This is a genomic window from Pseudomonas fluorescens (assembly GCF_900636825.1).
GTDB lineage: Bacteria > Pseudomonadota > Gammaproteobacteria > Pseudomonadales > Pseudomonadaceae > Aquipseudomonas > Aquipseudomonas fluorescens_BG.
Map to the genome: position 1 here is coordinate 2,472,215 of NZ_LR134318.1, position 16,890 is coordinate 2,489,104.

Below are 16,890 nucleotides of genomic sequence, written 5' to 3' on the forward strand. Positions count from 1 at the left end.
ACCGTACGGGGAGCGGGGAGGGTACGGATTGGAAAACACACCAGCGAACACGGTCATGGAAAACCGCGCAAGGCCGGCATCACAGAGCGACGCACGGCACGATGTCCTTCCCGGACACCCCGCCGGTTAGTCAGTCAACGTGCCGGCAGGTCTCCTGACTGATGCGTCATCGCCAACGCTCCGGCCTTCCCGGGTGTGACCCAGTGGCAATCGTGAAGCGGGCTCAGCACCTACAGTTGCGGGGGCAGTTCCGATTGATGCTGTGAGAGCACCTCGGATTCCCTATTAATCCCATTTGGAAACCGGCGGCGGCATGGTAGTCGATCAGGCCGCTGAAGGGGAGCCGAATCTGCCCGTGCGTGGGCATTGGCGGTTTTACCTGCCCTGTAGGAGCTGCCGCAGGCTGCGATCGTTTGATCTTGATTGCTAAAAGATCGCAGCCTTCGGCAGCTCCTACAAGGGCAGGCTTCGTCGTCGTGCGTTTGCAATTTTGGCCGAGGCCTGGCTAATATACGATCCATATACACATCGTATCGGATCCATATATGGGCATTGTAAAGATTTCAGAGGACATGCACGAGAACCTGCGTATATCCAGCAACGCTCTCAGCCGCTCGATCAACGCGCAGGCCGAACACTGGATGCGCATCGGCATGCTCGCCGAGTTGCACCCCAACCTCGACCACAGCGCCATTTGCCGCCTGCTCATCCGCGCCGAACAGAACGGCGGACTGGATTTGCATCAACTGACTCAGGAAGCCGTCAGCGCATGAGAAACCAGATCAAGCTCAACACCCCGGCCGACATTGAAAAATCCCGCGCTGCCGGCAAACTCGCTGCCGAAGTGCTGGCGATGCTGGTACCCCACGTCAAGGCTGGCGTGACCACCGATGAACTGGATCGACTGTGCAACGACTACATCGTCAATGTGCAGAAAGCGGTGCCGGCGAATGTCGGTTATCACGGCTTTCCGAAAACCGTCTGTGCGTCGGTCAACGATGTGGTGTGCCACGGCATTCCGTCGGGCACTCCGTTGAAGGACGGCGACATCGTCAACCTCGACATCGCCGTGATCAAGGACGGCTGGTTCGGCGATACCAGCCGCATGTATGTGGTCGGCGAAGCAACGCCTGAAGCGCAGCATCTGATCAAGACCACCTACGACGCGATGTGCGCCGGCATTCGCGCGGTAAAGCCGGGCGCGACGCTGGGCGATATCGGCCATGCGATTCAGACGCTGGCGGAGGCGGAGGGGTTCAGTGTCGTGCGCGAGTATTGCGGGCATGGCATCGGAAAGGTCTACCACGATGAACCGCAAATCCTGCATTACGGCTTTCCTGATCAAGGTCTGAAGCTGAGGGCCGGGATGATCTTCACTGTTGAGCCGATGCTTAATGCCGGCAAGCGTCACGTGAAAAACATGCCGGATGGCTGGACTGTGCTGACCAAGGACGGCTCGTTGTCGGCGCAGTGGGAGCATATGGTCGCGGTGACCGATACCGGGTTCGAAATCCTCACCGCGTGGCCGGATGAGATTGAAGGGTACCGAGCCATTGGCTGATACCGCGTCGCTCGCTCGCCCTCACCCTAACCCTCTCCCAAAGGGAGAGGGGACTGACCGAGGGGTTCTTGCGGGATACGCCGACGTGCGATACCGAGTCGAACTTACATGTTGAACAGCATGAATATCGGCTCCCTTTCCCCCTCGCCCCCCTGGGGGAGAGGGCTGGGGTGAGGGGGTAAATGCAGCTGACTCACCGCAATCAATGAGCACCTGCAGCCTTGTTCAAATCACTCTCCGTCCACTCGGTGTAGACGCAGGCATCCGCCGTCGCCCAGCGCACCCGCACCGGATCGCCAGCCTTGAGCGGCATGCCCGCCGCCGACAGCGCTTTCACCGTCATCGACGTTCCGCCCGCTGTCACCACGCTGCAGGTCTGGCTTTCACCCAGAAACAGCACTTCCACAACATTCGCCGAAACCTCATTCCAGCCAGCGGCGAGTGGCTCATCAATCGCTTGCTGCACGCTCAACGCTACAGCCTTCTCCGGCCGCACCATCAGCAGCACATCCTGATCGGTGTGCAATCCTGCCGTCAGCCGAATCGACAACGATTGGCCCTCAAAACTCGCCGCTGCATTGCCTTGCGCCTTGAGCTTGAGGAAGTTCGAATTACCGAGAAACGACGCAACGAACGCATTCGGCGGGTTCTGATAAAGGTCATAACCGCTGCCCAGACCGACAATCTTGCCGTGGCTGAAAATCGCGATGCGTTGCGACAACCGCATGGCCTCTTCCTGGTCGTGCGTCACGTAAACGATGGTGATGCCCAGGCGCCGGTGCAACTGGCGCAACTCATCCTGCAAATCCTCGCGCAGCTTCTTGTCCAGCGCGCCCAGCGGTTCGTCCATCAGCAGGATGCGTGGCTCGTACACCAGCGCCCGGGCGATGGCGACACGTTGCTGCTGGCCGCCAGACAGTTGCGAAGGGCGGCGATGGGCGAATTGCTCCAGCTGCACCAGCTTCAGCATCGCATCGACGCGTTTTTCGCGCTCGGCCGCAGCGAGCTTGCGGATCGCCAAAGGGAACGCGATGTTGTCGCGCACCGACAGATGCGGGAACAGCGAATAACGCTGGAACACCATGCCGATGTCGCGCTTGTGCGGCGGCACATTGACCAGTGACTGGCCGTTGACAAGGATCTCGCCGCTGCTCGGTGTTTCGAACCCGGCCAGCATCGACAACGTCGTACTTTTGCCCGAGCCGCTGGAGCCGAGAAAGGTGAGGAATTCGCCGTCCTTGATATCCAGCGAAATGTTGTCGACGGCGGCAAAGTCGCCGTAGTGCTTGTTCAGGTTGCGCAGGCTGACCAGGGGTTTGTCGTTCTGCTGGGATGCGTCTTTGATCACGGCACTCATGTCGTACTCCTGGGCGCTCAGGCGCTGATTTCGTTGCGCCGGCGCAGCGCGGCGGCGATCACCATGACCAACACCGACAGGCCGATCAGCAACGTCGAAGCGACGGCGATCACCGGGGTCAGGTCCTGGCGCAATGTGGTCCACATTTTCACGGGGAGGGTTTGCAGAGTCGGGCTCGCCATCATCACGCTGAGCACCACTTCGTCCCACGAAACCAGGAAGGCGAAGAGGGCGCCGGCAACCATGCCCGGACGGATCGCCGGAAACGTCACCTTGAACACCGCTTGCAAGCGCGAGGCACCGCAGATCACCGCCGCGTCTTCAATCGACTGATCGAACAGCTTCAGCGAGTTGATGATCGAGATGATCGTGAACGGCAGCGCGACGATCACGTGGCTGACGACGAACGCAAACATCGTCCCGGTGTAGCCGAGCTTGAGAAACAGCGCGTACACCGCCACCGCAATAATCACCAGCGGCACGATCATCGGCAGAGTGAACAGGCCGTAGAGCATCTCGCGACCGGGAAAGCGCCCGCGCACCAGCGCAAACGCAGTCGGCAAACCGAGGGCGACGGCGCAGATCGTGGTCAGCACGGCAACCTTGAGACTGGCGGCAGCGGCGTTCATCCAGTCGGGGTTGGAGAAGAACTGGCCATACCATTTCAGCGTCCAGCCCGGCGGCGGGAATACCAGCCACTGCGAGGAACCGAACGACAGCAGCACGATGAACACGATCGGCAACAGCAGGAACAGACCGATCAACCCGGTAGTGGCGTACAAGCCGAAGCGCATCCGGCGGCTCATGGCATTGGGAGTCAGGAGCATGTCGGCTTACCTCGCGTTACTGGCGCCAACCGGGGATTCCGGCTGGAGCTTCAGGTAGAAGTAGAACAGCACCAGCGTGATCGCGATCAGCAACGCGGCGCCGGCACTGGCCAGGCCCCAATTGAGGAACGATTGCACCTGCTGAATGATGAACTCCGGCAACATCATGTTCTGCGCACCGCCGAGCAGCGCCGGGGTGACGTAGTAACCGAGCGACATCACGAACACCATCAATCCACCGGAGGCCAGACCCGGCCGGCACAGCGGCAGGAATACCCGGAAGAAGTTGGTCCACGGACTGGCGCCGCAGATCGAGCCGGCCTGCAGGATCATCGGGTCGATGGCCTGCATGGTCGCCTGCAGTGGCAGCACAATGAACGGGATCATGATGTAGCTCATGCCGATCACCACACCGGTGAGGTTGTGCACCATTTCCAGCGGTTGATCGATGATGCCCATCGCCATCAAGGCTTTGTTGATCACGCCCGACGCTTGCAACAGCACCAGCCATGAATAGGTGCGGGCGAGCAGGCTGGTCCACATCGACAGCAGCACGATGTTGAGGATCCAGCGTCCCCAGCCGCGCGGCACCAGGGTGATTGCCCAGGCCAACGGAAAGCCCAGCAGCAGGCTGAACAGCGTCACCAGCCCGGCCACCGAAAAGGTGTTGAGCAGCACTCGCGCATAGGCCGAGTTGGCGAACAACTGTTCGTAGTTGCCGAGACCCGGCACAGGTTCGAGCACGCCGCGCAACAGCAAACCAATCAGCGGCGCGAGAAAGAACAGGCCGAGGAACAGCAGCGCCGGGACGAGGTTGCCGGCGCCGCGCCAGCGTTGCTTGAAAGCCGAACCGGCAGCGCCAGCGGCGCTCCCGGCGGCAGTGGAGGGACGGGGCGCAGTGGCCGCGATTTTCATTTGACCAGCCATTCGTTCCACCGTGTCGCGATGGCAGGACCGTTTTTGGCCCAGTACGCGAAATCAAGAGTGATCTGATCCTTGGCGTAGGCCGTCGGCAGGTTGGGAGCCAGCGTCGAATCCAGACGCTCCACACTGTCGAGGTTGACCGGGGCGTAAGCGGTCAGATTGGAGAAGTCAGCCTGACCTTTGGCGCTGCTGGCGTTGGCCAGGAACTTCATCGCCGCGTCCTTGTTCTTCGAGCCCTTTGGAATCACCAGAATGTCGGCCATGACCAGATTCTGCTTCCAGCTCACACCGACGGGTGCGCCGTCTTCCTGCAGGGCGTGAACGCGACCGTTCCAGAACTGGCCCATGCTCGCTTCGCCGGACGCCAGCAGTTGCTGCGACTGCGCGCCGCCGCCCCACCAGACGATGTCTTTCTTGATGGTGTCGAGTTTCTTGAAGGCGCGATCCAGATCCAGCGGATAGAGCTTGTCCGCCGCCACGCCGTCGGCCAGCAGCGCCAGCTCGAGCACGCCGGGGCTTGGCCATTTATAGAGGGCGCGTTTGCCGGGGTAGGTCTTGGTGTCGAACAGCGCGCTCCAGTCCTGCGGCTTGTTGGCGCCGAGCTTGCCCTCGTTGTAGCCGAGGACGAAGGAGAAGAAGAACGAGCCAACGCCGTGATCGTTGACGAAGCGCGGGTCGATCTTGTCGCGCTGGATCACTTTGAAATCGAGGGGTTCGAGCAGGCCTTCGGCAGCGGCGCGCAGGGCGAAATCGGCTTCGACATCGACCACGTCCCATTGCACGTTGCCGCTTTCGACCATGGCTTTGAGTTTGCCGTAGTCGGTCGGCCCGTCCTGGACGACGGTGATGCCGCTGGCCTTGCTGAACGGATCGGCCCAGGCCTGTTTCTGCGCATCCTGGGTGCTACCGCCCCAGCTGACAAAATTCACGCTTTCGGCAGCCATTGCAGCCTGGCCGGTAACGCTGAGCAGTCCCGCAAAAAAGATCGCGGTTGCAGCTTTGTTCAACACCATGTTCACGCCCTCATTGTTGTGTTTTTGAGCGGGCTTGCGTTGTTGCCCGCCTATCGGGAGCAGTAGATGTACGATTCGTTGGAGTGTCCGGTCTATGGAATATCATATTATGGTATTCCAAACTTTGTGCAAGCACTTTGCCTTACCGGTTATCTGGCGACGGTGGGTTTTTGATGCGTTCGGCTTGGGCTTTTTTGTGAATGTCAGATCCGAGCCCCTCACCCCAGCCCTCTCCCGAGGGAGAGGGGGCCGATTGGGGGCTTTTTAAAAATTGAGTTCGGCTCGGTATTTCAGGTCGGTGTATAGCGACTAAACAACTCAGTCAGCTCCCTCTCTTGCGGGAGAGGGCTGGGGTGAGGGTGGCGTTATTCAGTGAACGGAATACTCTCGACCACCTCAAGGTCATACCCGGTCAGGCCGGCATATTTCAGCGGCGGGCCAAGATGGCGCAATTTGCCCACCCCCAGGTTCTGCAGAATCTGCGCCCCAGTCCCGACCTCCGAGTAAATTCGCGATTGCGAGCGACTGAACTGGCGCGGCGGCTGCGTCAATTGCGGCACGCGTTCCAGCAGCGCTTGCGACGACTCATGATTGGCCAGCACCACCACAACCCCATGTCCTTCCGCGGCGACCCGTTGCAGCGCCGCCCACAGCGTCCAGTTCGTCGGCCCGCTGTACTCGGCGCCGACCAGATCACGCAGCGGATCGATCACGTGTACACGCACCAGCGTCGGCTCCTCGCGGCGCAGCTCGCCCATGACCATTGCCATGTGCACGCCGCCCTCGATGCGGTCTTCAAAGGTGATCAAACGGAACGTGCCGTGCACCGTCGGCAACTCGCGTTCGCCAATCCGTTCGATGGTGTGTTCGGTGCTCAAGCGATAGTGAATCAGGTCGGCGATGGTGCCGATCTTGATCCCGTGCTTGCGCGCGAATACTTCCAGATCCGGGCGGCGGGCCATGGTGCCGTCGTCGTTCATCACTTCGACGATCACCGAGGCCGGGGTGAAACCGGCGAGGCGGGCCAGATCACAACCCGCTTCAGTGTGCCCGGCGCGGGTCAGCACGCCGCCTTCCTTGGCGCGCAGCGGGAAGATATGGCCAGGCTGCACCAGATCCTCGGCGCGGGCATTCGGCGCGACCGCGGCGGCCACGGTGCAGGCACGATCCGCTGCGGAAATGCCAGTGGTCACGCCAACCGCCGCTTCAATCGACACGGTGAACGCAGTGCTGAACACGCTGCCATTGGCTGGCACCATTTGCTCCAGGCCCAAACGCTGGCAGTGTTCGTCGGTGAGGGTCAGGCAGATCAGTCCGCGTGCTTCGCGGGCCATGAAACTGATAGCCTCTGGTGTGCAACGGTCGGCGGCCAGCAACAGGTCGCCTTCGTTTTCGCGGTCTTCGTCATCGACCAGCAGAACCATTTTGCCGAGGCGATAATCTTCGATGATTTCTTCGATGCTGTTGAAGGCCATGCTGGACTCTCAGGGTTCGTTGGAAATATATTGGTATACCATAATACAGAATCAACAAAGAGGTCACTATGAAGGCGTACTGGATTGCTCATGTGGATATAGCTGATGCCGAGCACTACAGCCAATACACCCAGCGCACACCGCAGGCGATTGCCGCGTTCGGTGGGAAGTTTTTGGCGAGAGGCGGGCGCAGTGAGGCGATGGAAGGACGGCAGACGCCGCAGCGCACCGTGATCATCGAATTCGAGAGCTACGAAACAGCCGTGGCGTGCTATCGCTCGGCGGCGTATCAGGAAGCGAAAAGTTACCGGGAAGAATGGGCGAGGGCGGAGATCATTATCGTCGAGGGCGTCTGAGCCCCAGCCACATAACCCCTGTAGGAGCTGCCGCAGGCTGCGATCTTTTGATTTGCCTTTAACAGCAAGATCAAAAGATCGCAGCCTGCGGCAGCTCCTACAATCGAGTTCGTGGAGCTTCAGCGCATGAAGTGAATTTTGCCGCTGTCGTCGTTACCCATGTAAATCCCGTATACCCCCGCCTGGCGCTCTTCGATATAGCGCTCGAGAATCTGCCGGATCGCCGGGTAGTAGATCTGCTCCCAGGGGATGTCTTCAGGCGCGAAGAACTTGTAATCCATGGTCTCCGGGCCGAACTGACCGGTGATCTCCACCGCGATGGCGCGAAAGATGATGTACACCTCGCTGATCTTCGGCACGCTGAAGATCGAATACGGCGAGACGATTTCCGCACGCACGCCGCTTTCTTCCCAAACTTCGCGCAACGCCGCCTGCTCGGTGGTCTCAAAGCTTTCCATGAACCCGGCCGGCAGCGTCCAGGTGCCCGGGCGGGGTGGGATCGCCCGTTGGCAGAGAAGGTATTTGCCGTCCTGCTCGATGATGCAGCCGGCAATGATTTTCGGATTGACGTAGTGGATATAGCCGCAGCCGCGGCACATCAGGCGCTCGTGCGTATCGCCCGCGGGTATTTGCTGACCGAGGTCAGGGCCACCGCATTTCGGGCAAAAGCTCGGGCTGAACATGTCATTGACCTATGCGTGGTTCTTTCAGCGCGATCGGCAGGGTGATCGCCGGGGTGCCTTTGACGGCGACGCCGGTTTCTTCCTGCTTGCGCTTGAGATAGTCGAGGGCAACGGTAGCGGCTGCGCGGACGTGATCGACACAAGCCTGATGCGCCGCCAGCGGATCGCCGCTTTTGATCGCCTCGACCATTTTTTCCATCTCGTGATTACTCGCGCCGCGCCGGTTCTCCTGAGAGACCGAGGTCGCGCGCAGATAGCTGATGCGCGCCTGCAACTGGCGCAGTTGCGTGGCGGCGACGTGGTTGCCCGAGCCTTCGAGCAGCACGTCGTAAAAACCCTGCACCGAGTCGATCACCTGTTGCAGCTCGCCGTCCTTGAGCGCCTTGCGGTTGTCATCAAGGGCTTTTTCAAGGGCTTTGATGTCTTTGGCTTTGGCGCGCAGGGTGAACAGCTGGACGATCAGGCCTTCGAGTACGCAACGCAATTCGTAAATATCGACGGCATCGTCAAGGGTGATGATCGCCACGCGCGGGCCTTTGGCGTCGGCGAATTCGACAAGACCTTCGGATTCGAGGTGACGCAAGGCTTCGCGCACCGAAGTGCGGCTGACGCCGAGACGGTCGCACAGGTCGCGTTCGACCAGGCGATCGCCTGGCATGAGCTGGAAATTCATGATCGCGCTACGCAGTTTGTCCAGCACGATTTCGCGCAGGGTAACGGGGTTGCGATTGACCTTGAAGCTGTCGTCGAGTGGCTGGCGTTTCATGGGGTCCGCTCTTGAGCTTGGCTGTCCATGCCAGACGGGCATCAAAACAGCCGAGGGTTAACTGGAGGCCTCGGCGTCGGCTTCGGCAAAGGCTTCACGGGCCAGCCGGAAACTGTCCACGGCTGCCGGAACGCCGCAATAAATGCCGACCTGAAGCAGAATTTCGCGTATTTGCTCACGACTCAGGCCGTTACGCAAGGCGCCGCGCACATGCAGCTTGAGTTCATGCGGACGGTTGAGTGCCGAGATCATCGCCAGGTTGATCATGCTGCGCTCTTTGAGCGACAAACCCTCACGCCCCCAGACATGGCCCCAGCAGTATTCGGTCACCATTTCCTGCAGCGGGCGGGTGAAGTCGTCGGCGTTCTCTATCGAACGCTGAACGTAGGCTTCGCCGAGCACCTGCGTACGGATCTTCAGGCCTTTTTCGTACTTTTCGTTACTCATCATTCCTCCAACTCCCCCTGTAGGAGCTGCCGAAGGCTGCGATCCTTTGATCTTGCTTCTAAACATCAAAGTCAAAAGATCGCAGCCTGCGGCAGCTCCTACAGGGGGATTTGTGTGAATCCGTCAGGTCAGGGTGGGCAACGCGCCCAGCTTGCCTTTGTGATAAATCATCGGTGTCACCGGTTGCTCGGGCAGGATCAGGTTCTTCACCGCGCCAACGATGATCGCGTGATCGCCGCCGTCGTATTCACGCCACAACTCGCACTCGATGATCGCCGTAGCCTTGGCCAGAATCGGATTACCCAATTCGCTCAAGTGCCACTTGATGTCTTTGGCCTTTTCCTTGCCCTTGCTGGCAAACGCGTACGCTTCGGCGGTCTGGTCGGCGGAGAGCAAGTGAATGGCGAATTTCTTGCTGTCGCGCAGCACCGGGTAGGTGTCAGAGGCGTAGTTGGGGCAGAACAGCACCAGCGCCGGATCAATCGACAGCGCGCTGAACGCGCTGGCGGTGATGCCGACGATGCCGCCATCCGGGTCGAGGGTGGTGACCACCGTGACGCCGGACGGGAACGAGCTCATGACGTCTTTGTAAATGCCGGGTTCGATCATTTCGCAGGACTCCTAGCGCATCACAAACGGATCAGGCATTGGCGCCTGGGAGAGGTTGATCCACACCGTTTTCAGCTCGGTGTAGGCCAGCACCGAATCGATGCCGCTTTCGCGTCCATAGCCACTGTTCTTGAAGCCGCCGATGGGCGCCATCGCCGACACTGCGCGGTAAGTGTTGACCCAGATGATTCCGGAACGCACATCACGCGCGAGGCGATGAGCGCGGCCCAGATCACGGGTCCAGATACCGGCGGCGAGGCCGAACTGCGAGTCGTTGGCGATCGCCAGCGCTTCGGCTTCGTCCTTGAAACGAATCACCGAAGCCACCGGACCGAAGACTTCTTCCTGCATGATCTTCATCGAGTTACGGTCGCACTCGAACAGCGTCGGCTCATAGAACCAGCCTTCGCCGACATCGGTCGGACGCTTGCCGCCAGTGCGCAAACGCGCGCCTTCGGCAATGGCATCAGCGACCAGACCTTCGACCACCGCCAATTGCTGGGCGGTAGCCATCGGGCCCATCTCGCTGCTGTCTTCCTGCGGGTTGCCGATGCGAATGCGCTGGGCGCGTTCGACCAGACGATTGACGAACTCGTCGTAGATTTCATCCTGCACGAGCAAACGCGAACCGGACACGCAGCTCTGCCCTGAAGCCGCGTAGATCCCGGCAATCGCGCCGTTGATCGCGCTGTCGAGATCAGCGTCGGCGAAAATGATATTCGGCGACTTGCCGCCCAGCTCCAGTGACAGCTTGGCGAAGTTATCGGCGCTGCTGCGCACCACGTGGCGTGCCGTCGCAGCGCCGCCAGTGAAGGCAATCTTGCGGATCAGCGGATGGCGGGTGAGGGCGGCGCCGGTGCTCGGGCCGTAACCGGTCACGACGTTGACCACGCCCGGCGGAATTCCGGCCTCGAGGGCCAGCCGTGCCAGCTCGAGAATCGTCGCCGAAGCGTGCTCGGACGGTTTGATCACAATGGTGTTGCCGGCGGCGAGGGCCGGGGCCAGTTTGATTGCGGTCAGGTACAGCGGGCTGTTCCAAGGAATGATCGCGGCGACCACACCCATGGCTTCGTGCACGGTGTAGGCAAACAGATCGGGCTTGTCCAGCGGCAGGGTGCCGCCTTCAAGCTTGTCGGCCAGACCTGCGGTGTAGTGGAAGAACTCCGGCAGATAGCTGACCTGGCCACGGGTTTCGCGGATCAGTTTGCCGTTGTCGCGGCTTTCCAGCTGCGCCAGGTGTTCCTTGTTTTCCGCGATCAGGTCACCGAGGCGACGCAACAGTTTGCCTCGGGCGGTGGCGGTGAGGCCGCGCCATGCCGGGCCGTCGAAGGCAGTTTGCGCCGCTTGCACAGCGCGTTCGACGTCTGCTTCATCGGCGTCGGGCAGTTCGGCCCAGGCTTGCGCGGAGGCCGGGTTGAGGCTTTCGAAAGTCTTGCCGGAGAGGGCGTCTACCCATTCTCCGCCGATGCACATCTGGAAGCGTGCGAGTGTCATGCAACGATCCCCTTTATATGGTTTTGTCGGGAGTGTGCGAATTGAAGAAATTCCAGCAGCATCTGATTGACCAGACGCGGCGACTCTACCGGCATCATATGCCGTTGCTCGGGGAGCACGGCAACCTTCGCACCAGGGATGCGTCGGGCCAGTTGCTCGGCCATTTCCGGCGTCGACCCGGGGTCGAGTTCGCCAGTGGCGATCAGCGTCGGCGCCTGGATACTGCTCAGGTCGTCGGCGCGGTACATGTCTTGAGTGGCAAACAATTCGTAGGTGGTCAGGTAACCCTGCGGATCATTATTGGCCAGGGTCTGACGCAGCGCGGCGATCTGCGCCGGGTTGGCCGCCTGATATTCGCGGCTGAACCAGCGTGACAGCGCGGCCTCGGCATTGGCATCCGGGCCGTGCTCGGCAGCCTGCGCGGTACGCGCAATAACGCCGGCGCGCTGTTCTTCGCTGCGGTTGAACACACTGTTCAACACCACCAGGCTTTGCAGGCGCTCCGGATAATGCAGGGCAAAGGCCCGTGCGACCAGACCGCCCATGGAGAAGCCGATCACCGCTGCCTGCGGCAGGTTCAAGTGATCGAGCAGCTCGAGCAACTGATCAGCATAACCGAGCAGATCAGTGCCGCTGGCCGGTCGCGGACTGGCGCCGTGGCCGAGCATGTCGTAGGCGATCACCCGGTATTGGCTGGACAGGCCGACAATCTGCCCGCCCCACATTTCTTTGTTCAGGCCCACGCCGTGGATCAAAACCACGGGCTGGCCTTGGCCGGTCGCCAGGTAACTGGTGCCAGCCGGGGTGAGTTCAGCGGTGAGCCGAATCATGGAGCGCTCCTGCATTGCCTTTCTTGTTGTGATTACTGGGCTTTTTCGGCGGCCAGTTCTTCCAGATCGATATAGCGGTTGCCGATGCGCGGATGCAGGCGGCCACCGTCGGCGCAACCCAGCACGACGACGATTTCGTCGGCGCGCGGCGCGTCTTCGATCTGCATTTCCAGGGTGATGTAGTGTGAACGCAGGCCTTCGTCGTCCTTGTGCATCATCGGGATCTGAATCGAAGTACCCGGACCGCCGCGCTTGTTGGTGAAGCTCAGGTAGCTCTTGGCTTTCACGGCTTCGCGGTAGTGGTTGCCGAAGCGCAGGGTGTGAATCACGGCGGAGGCGTGCTCGATTTCGCCATCAGCACCGACCACGGCCGCTTTGCCGTAGGCTTCGATCTTCTCGGCACCGCCGATGATGCCGACCAGACGCTCGACCATCATGGCGCCGAGGTCGGAGCAGTTGGCGCGAATCTGCGGCTTGAGATCTTCAACAAAGCCGTTGCCCACCCAAGGGTTCTTCATCACCACGGCGAGACCGACCATGGTCACTGGCTTGTCAGTGGCTTTGCCGCCTTCGATGAAGGTTTCTTCGACATAGCTGACGATCTTGCGAATTTCGAAACTCATGAGCTGCTCCGTTGGGGGATTGAGAGTGTCTGTGCGTCTGATGGTATACCATAATACCGATCCTGCAAGTCCCCTTCGCAAGATTCCCTTTATCCACCCGACGAATCCCCCGCCATCACACGCAAAAATCTGTAGGAGCTGCGGAACGCTGCGATCTTTTGATCTTTAATGCCCAGGATCAAAAGATCGCAGCCTCGTTTCACTCGTCAGCTCCTACAAGGTTTTGTGCGGGCCGCTTTCGGTTAACAAAAGATAACGTGGCGCCGATTGTCAGACATTTACAAAGCCCGATAGGATGAGCCAGCTTCCGAAGGGGCTCTGGATTGCGGGTTTCAGGACTATGCTTCTGACCAGCCACCCACGCAGCACCCTTGCGGCGCCCTTGAAGGCCAACTGGCCTAACAATAATAAATAGGGGAAGGTCTATGAGTCGTTGCCGCCCGCCGGCGTTACGCAACACCGCGTTGCTGGCCACAGCACTCTCGCTGCTGGGCTTTGCCATGTTGTCGACACCTGTGATTGCCGCCGAGGCACCGGCCGATGCCGTGTATGCCACCGAGTCCGCGAAAGCCGCGAAAAGCCTGATTCTCGATGTCGTCCACGCCGGCGCACGGTTGGTCGCGGTCGGCGATCGCGGGCACATTCTCTATTCCGATGACCAGGGCAAAACCTGGACCCAGGCCAAGGTGCCGACCCGGCAACTGTTGACTGCTGTGTATTTTGTCGACGACAAACACGGTTGGGCCGTCGGCCACGATGCACAGATTCTCGCCAGCGCAGACGGCGGTCTGACCTGGACCAAACAATTCGAAGACCTCAAACGCGAATCGCCGCTGCTCGACGTCTGGTTCAAGGATGCCAGCAGCGGCTTTGCCGTGGGCGCTTACGGCACGCTGTTGGAAACCACTGACGGCGGTAACAACTGGGAAGATGTCAGCGATCGCCTCGACAACGAAGACCAGTTCCACCTCAACGCTATTGCCGCCGTGAAGGATGCCGGGCTGTTCATCGTTGGCGAGTCGGGCAGCATGTTCCGCTCCGCCGATGCCGGCCAGACCTGGGAAAAGCTCGAAGGCCCGTACGAAGGTTCGCTGTTCGGCGTCATCGGTACCGCCCAGCCGCAGACTCTGCTGGCCTACGGCTTGCGCGGCAATCTGTATCGTTCGAGCGATTTCGGCAGCACTTGGGAGCAGGTCGAGCTGAAAGCCGCACGCGGTTCACTGGAGTTCGGCTTGTCCGGCGCGACGCTGCTTGAAGATGGCTCGATCGTGATCGTCGGCAACGGCGGTTCGGTGATCAGCAGCAGCGATGATGGCGAAACGTTCAGCGTGTTCAACCGCCCGGATCGCATTTCGCTGTCGTCGGTAACCGCCGCCGGCAACGGCAATTTGATTCTGACCGGGCAGGGCGGCTTGCACCTCACCCAGCCAAACGGTGCCGAGACCAATAACAAGAAGGCGGGGCTATGACTTCCTTGATCACTCCTCAGCAGGAAAAGGCGACGGTTCTCGAGCGCCTGATCTTCAACAACCGTCCGGCCGTGATCCTGATCTGTCTGGTGGTGAGCGTGTTCCTGTTCTGGCAAGCGACGCTGATCCGTCCATCGACCAGTTTCGAAAAGATGATTCCGCTGCAGCATCCGTTCATCGAGAAGATGATGGAACACCGCAACGATCTGGCGAACCTGGGCAACACCGTGCGAATTTCGGTGGAAGCCAAAGACGGCGATATTTTCTCCAGGGAATACATGGAGACCCTGCGCCAGATCAACGACGAGGTGTTCTACATTTCCGGGGTCGACCGCTCCGGTCTGAAGTCGCTGTGGAGCCCGAGCGTACGCTGGACCGAAGTGACCGAAGAAGGTTTCGCCGGCGGCGAAGTGATTCCGCAGAGCTACAACGGCTCGCAGGACAGCCTCGATCTGCTGCGCAACAACGTACTCAAGTCCGGCCAGGTCGGGCGTCTGGTGGCCAACGACTTCAAGTCGAGCATCGTCGACATCCCGCTGCTGGAGTCCTACCCGGACCCGGAAGACCAGGGCAAGTTGCTCGCGCTGGACTACCGCAAGTTCTCCCATGAACTCGAAGACAAGATCCGCAATAAATTCGAAGCGCAGAACCCCAACGTCAAAATCCATATCGTCGGTTTCGCCAAGAAAGTCGGCGATCTGATCGATGGCCTGGTGATGGTGGTGATGTTCTTCGGCATCGCTTTCGTCATCACGCTGATACTGCTGCTGTGGTTCACCAACTGCCTGCGTAGCACCATTGCGGTGCTGAGTACGACGCTGGTGGCGGTGGTCTGGCAGCTCGGGCTGATGCACTTTTTCGGCTTCGGACTCGACCCGTATTCGATGCTGGTGCCGTTCCTGATCTTCGCCATTGGTATTTCGCACGGCGTGCAGAAGATCAACGGTATTGCCCTGCAATCCAGCGAGGCCGACAACGCGCTGACCGCCGCACGACGCACATTCCGTCAGTTGTTTCTGCCGGGGATGATCGCGATTCTCGCGGATGCGGTGGGCTTCATTACCTTGCTGATCATCGACATCGGCGTGATCCGTGAACTGGCGATCGGCGCCTCGATCGGTGTTGCGGTGATCGTGTTCACCAACCTGATCCTGCTGCCGGTGGCGATTTCCTATGTCGGCATCAGCAAACGCGCGATTGCCAAGAGCAAGAAAGACGCGAACCGCGAACATCCGTTCTGGCGCCTGCTGTCGAACTTCGCCAGCCCGAAAGTCGCACGCATCTCGGTGGTGCTGGCGCTGATCGCCTTCGGCGGCGGCCTCTGGTACAGCCAGAACCTGAAAATCGGCGACCTCGATCAGGGAGCGCCGGAACTCCGTCCGGATTCGCGCTACAACAAGGACAACAACTTCATCATCAGCAATTATTCGACCAGCTCCGATGTGCTGGTGGTGATGGTCAAGACCAAGGCTGAAGGCTGCTCGCGCTACGAAGCCATGGCGCCGATCGATCAACTGATGTGGAAGATGCAGAACACCGAGGGCGTGCAGTCGGCAATCTCGCTGGTGACCGTGTCCAAGCAAATGATCAAGGGCATGAACGAGGGCAACCTGAAATGGGAAACCCTGTCGCGCAACCCGGACGTGCTGAACAACTCGATCGCCCGCGCTGATGGTCTGTACAACAACAGTTGCTCACTTGCGCCGGTACTGGTGTTCCTCAACGATCACAAGGCCGAAACCCTGGATCGTGCGGTGAACGCGGTGCAGGAATTCGCCAAGGAGAACAACAAGGACGGCCTGGAATTCATTCTTGCCGCCGGTAACGCCGGGATCGAAGCGGCGACCAACGAAGTCATCAAACAGGCTGAGCTGACCATCCTGATTCTGGTGTACATCTGCGTCGCGGTGATGTGCATGATCACCTTCCGCTCGTGGGCCGCGACCCTGTGCATCGTCCTGCCGCTGGTGCTGACCTCGGTACTGGGCAACGCGCTGATGGCGTTCATGGGCATCGGCGTGAAGGTTGCGACCTTGCCGGTGGTGGCGCTGGGTGTGGGGATTGGTGTCGATTACGGCATCTACATCTACAGCCGTCTCGAGAGTTTCCTGCGTGCCGGGCTGCCGTTGCAGGAAGCCTATTACCAGACGCTGAAATCCACCGGTAAAGCGGTGTTGTTCACCGGTCTGTGCCTGGCAATCGGGGTGTGCACCTGGATCTTCTCGGCGATCAAGTTCCAGGCGGACATGGGCCTGATGCTGACCTTCATGCTGCTGTGGAACATGTTCGGCGCGCTGTGGCTGCTGCCGGCGCTGGCGAAGTTCCTGATCAAGCCGGAGAAACTGGCGGGGCAGAAGGGCAATTCGCTGTTTGCGCATTGATCTGCAAGCCTGAAACGACAAAGCCGCAACCTTAGGGTTGCGGCTTTTTTTGTGGCTGAAGATCAAGAGCCCCTC

General features: G+C 60.1%; 17 protein-coding genes and 1 riboswitch. Of the genes, 5 read left to right on the forward strand and 12 right to left on the reverse strand.

From position 1 onward, the window contains the following. Positions 1-126: 126 nt before the first annotated feature. A riboswitch (cobalamin riboswitch) is annotated at positions 127-322 on the reverse strand. 223 nt (positions 323-545) lie between these two features. Both EL257_RS11235 and map read left to right on the forward strand, forming a co-directional pair. Then, positions 546-773 (forward strand): ParD-like family protein, encoded by a 228-nt coding sequence (locus EL257_RS11235; protein WP_003225727.1) that lies wholly within the window; start codon positions 546-548, stop codon positions 771-773. After that, a complete protein-coding gene (gene map / locus EL257_RS11240) occupies positions 770-1,561 on the forward strand; it encodes a type I methionyl aminopeptidase (RefSeq protein ID WP_126362541.1) in 792 nt (263 codons plus the stop codon). Before EL257_RS11235 ends, map begins: the two co-directional genes overlap by 4 nt. 202 nt (positions 1,562-1,763) lie before the next feature. Here the strand turns inward: map and EL257_RS11245 are convergent, their stop codons facing one another. The 5 genes from EL257_RS11245 to ribBA all read right to left on the reverse strand — a co-directional run bounded on the left by EL257_RS11245 (position 1,764) and on the right by ribBA (position 7,157). Next, a complete protein-coding gene (locus tag EL257_RS11245) occupies positions 1,764-2,918 on the reverse strand; it encodes an ABC transporter ATP-binding protein (protein WP_126362543.1) in 1,155 nt (384 codons plus the stop codon). Positions 2,919-2,935: 17 nt separating this feature from the next. Beyond that, on the reverse strand, positions 2,936-3,745 hold the full coding sequence (locus tag EL257_RS11250) for an ABC transporter permease (RefSeq protein ID WP_007918021.1): 810 nt from the start codon (positions 3,743-3,745) through the stop codon (positions 2,936-2,938). Positions 3,746-3,751: 6 nt separating this feature from the next. Continuing rightward, positions 3,752-4,660: an ABC transporter permease gene (locus EL257_RS11255; RefSeq protein WP_172604550.1), complete on the reverse strand. Its 909-nt coding sequence runs from the start codon at positions 4,658-4,660 to the stop codon at positions 3,752-3,754. Continuing rightward, positions 4,657-5,682 carry an ABC transporter substrate-binding protein gene (locus EL257_RS11260; RefSeq protein ID WP_039763888.1) on the reverse strand — a complete coding sequence of 342 codons (1,026 nt, stop codon included), beginning with the start codon at positions 5,680-5,682 and terminating at the stop codon, positions 4,657-4,659. Before EL257_RS11260 ends, EL257_RS11255 begins: the two co-directional genes overlap by 4 nt. Positions 5,683-6,047: 365 nt before the next feature. Further along, the gene (gene ribBA / locus EL257_RS11265) at positions 6,048-7,157 is read right to left on the reverse strand and encodes a bifunctional 3,4-dihydroxy-2-butanone-4-phosphate synthase/GTP cyclohydrolase II (RefSeq protein WP_126362547.1); all 1,110 of its coding nucleotides are present in this window, start codon (positions 7,155-7,157) and stop codon (positions 6,048-6,050) included. Between the two features lie 68 nt (positions 7,158-7,225). Here ribBA and EL257_RS11270 point away from each other — a divergent pair, with 68 nt between their 5' ends. Next, positions 7,226-7,513 carry a DUF1330 domain-containing protein gene (locus tag EL257_RS11270; RefSeq protein WP_126362549.1) on the forward strand — a complete coding sequence of 96 codons (288 nt, stop codon included), beginning with the start codon at positions 7,226-7,228 and terminating at the stop codon, positions 7,511-7,513. 119 nt (positions 7,514-7,632) lie between these two features. Here the strand turns inward: EL257_RS11270 and EL257_RS11275 are convergent, their stop codons facing one another. The 7 genes from EL257_RS11275 to EL257_RS11305 form a co-directional block, all read right to left on the reverse strand. Beyond that, complete coding sequence (locus EL257_RS11275; protein WP_126362551.1) at positions 7,633-8,196, reverse strand: NUDIX hydrolase; 564 nt, start codon at positions 8,194-8,196, stop codon at positions 7,633-7,635. 1 nt (position 8,197) lies between these two features. Then, entirely contained in the window at positions 8,198-8,962 is a 765-nt protein-coding gene (locus EL257_RS11280) for a GntR family transcriptional regulator (protein WP_126362553.1), read from the reverse strand. 57 nt (positions 8,963-9,019) lie between these two features. After that, entirely contained in the window at positions 9,020-9,409 is a 390-nt protein-coding gene (locus tag EL257_RS11285; protein ID WP_007968634.1) for a carboxymuconolactone decarboxylase family protein, read from the reverse strand. A gap of 123 nt (positions 9,410-9,532) precedes the next feature. After that, positions 9,533-10,018 (reverse strand): flavin reductase family protein, encoded by a 486-nt coding sequence (locus EL257_RS11290; RefSeq protein ID WP_126362555.1) that lies wholly within the window; start codon positions 10,016-10,018, stop codon positions 9,533-9,535. A 12-nt stretch (positions 10,019-10,030) separates the two neighbouring features. Further along, positions 10,031-11,512 carry an aldehyde dehydrogenase gene (locus EL257_RS11295; RefSeq protein ID WP_126362557.1) on the reverse strand — a complete coding sequence of 494 codons (1,482 nt, stop codon included), beginning with the start codon at positions 11,510-11,512 and terminating at the stop codon, positions 10,031-10,033. After that, positions 11,509-12,342 (reverse strand): alpha/beta fold hydrolase, encoded by an 834-nt coding sequence (locus EL257_RS11300; protein WP_126362560.1) that lies wholly within the window; start codon positions 12,340-12,342, stop codon positions 11,509-11,511. Before EL257_RS11300 ends, EL257_RS11295 begins: the two co-directional genes overlap by 4 nt. 32 nt (positions 12,343-12,374) lie before the next feature. Beyond that, a complete protein-coding gene (locus EL257_RS11305; protein ID WP_007968626.1) occupies positions 12,375-12,965 on the reverse strand; it encodes an amino acid synthesis family protein in 591 nt (196 codons plus the stop codon). Between the two features lie 425 nt (positions 12,966-13,390). Between EL257_RS11305 and EL257_RS11310 the strand changes: the two genes are divergently transcribed. Both EL257_RS11310 and EL257_RS11315 read left to right on the forward strand, forming a co-directional pair. Then, positions 13,391-14,434, forward strand: coding sequence for a WD40/YVTN/BNR-like repeat-containing protein (locus EL257_RS11310; protein WP_126362562.1), 1,044 nt, complete (start codon positions 13,391-13,393; stop codon positions 14,432-14,434). Further along, positions 14,431-16,815, forward strand: a complete 2,385-nt coding sequence (locus tag EL257_RS11315) for an efflux RND transporter permease subunit (RefSeq protein ID WP_126362564.1) — start codon at positions 14,431-14,433, stop codon at positions 16,813-16,815. The genes EL257_RS11310 and EL257_RS11315 overlap by 4 nt, the downstream gene beginning before the upstream one ends. The last annotated feature ends 75 nt before the right edge of the window (positions 16,816-16,890 follow it).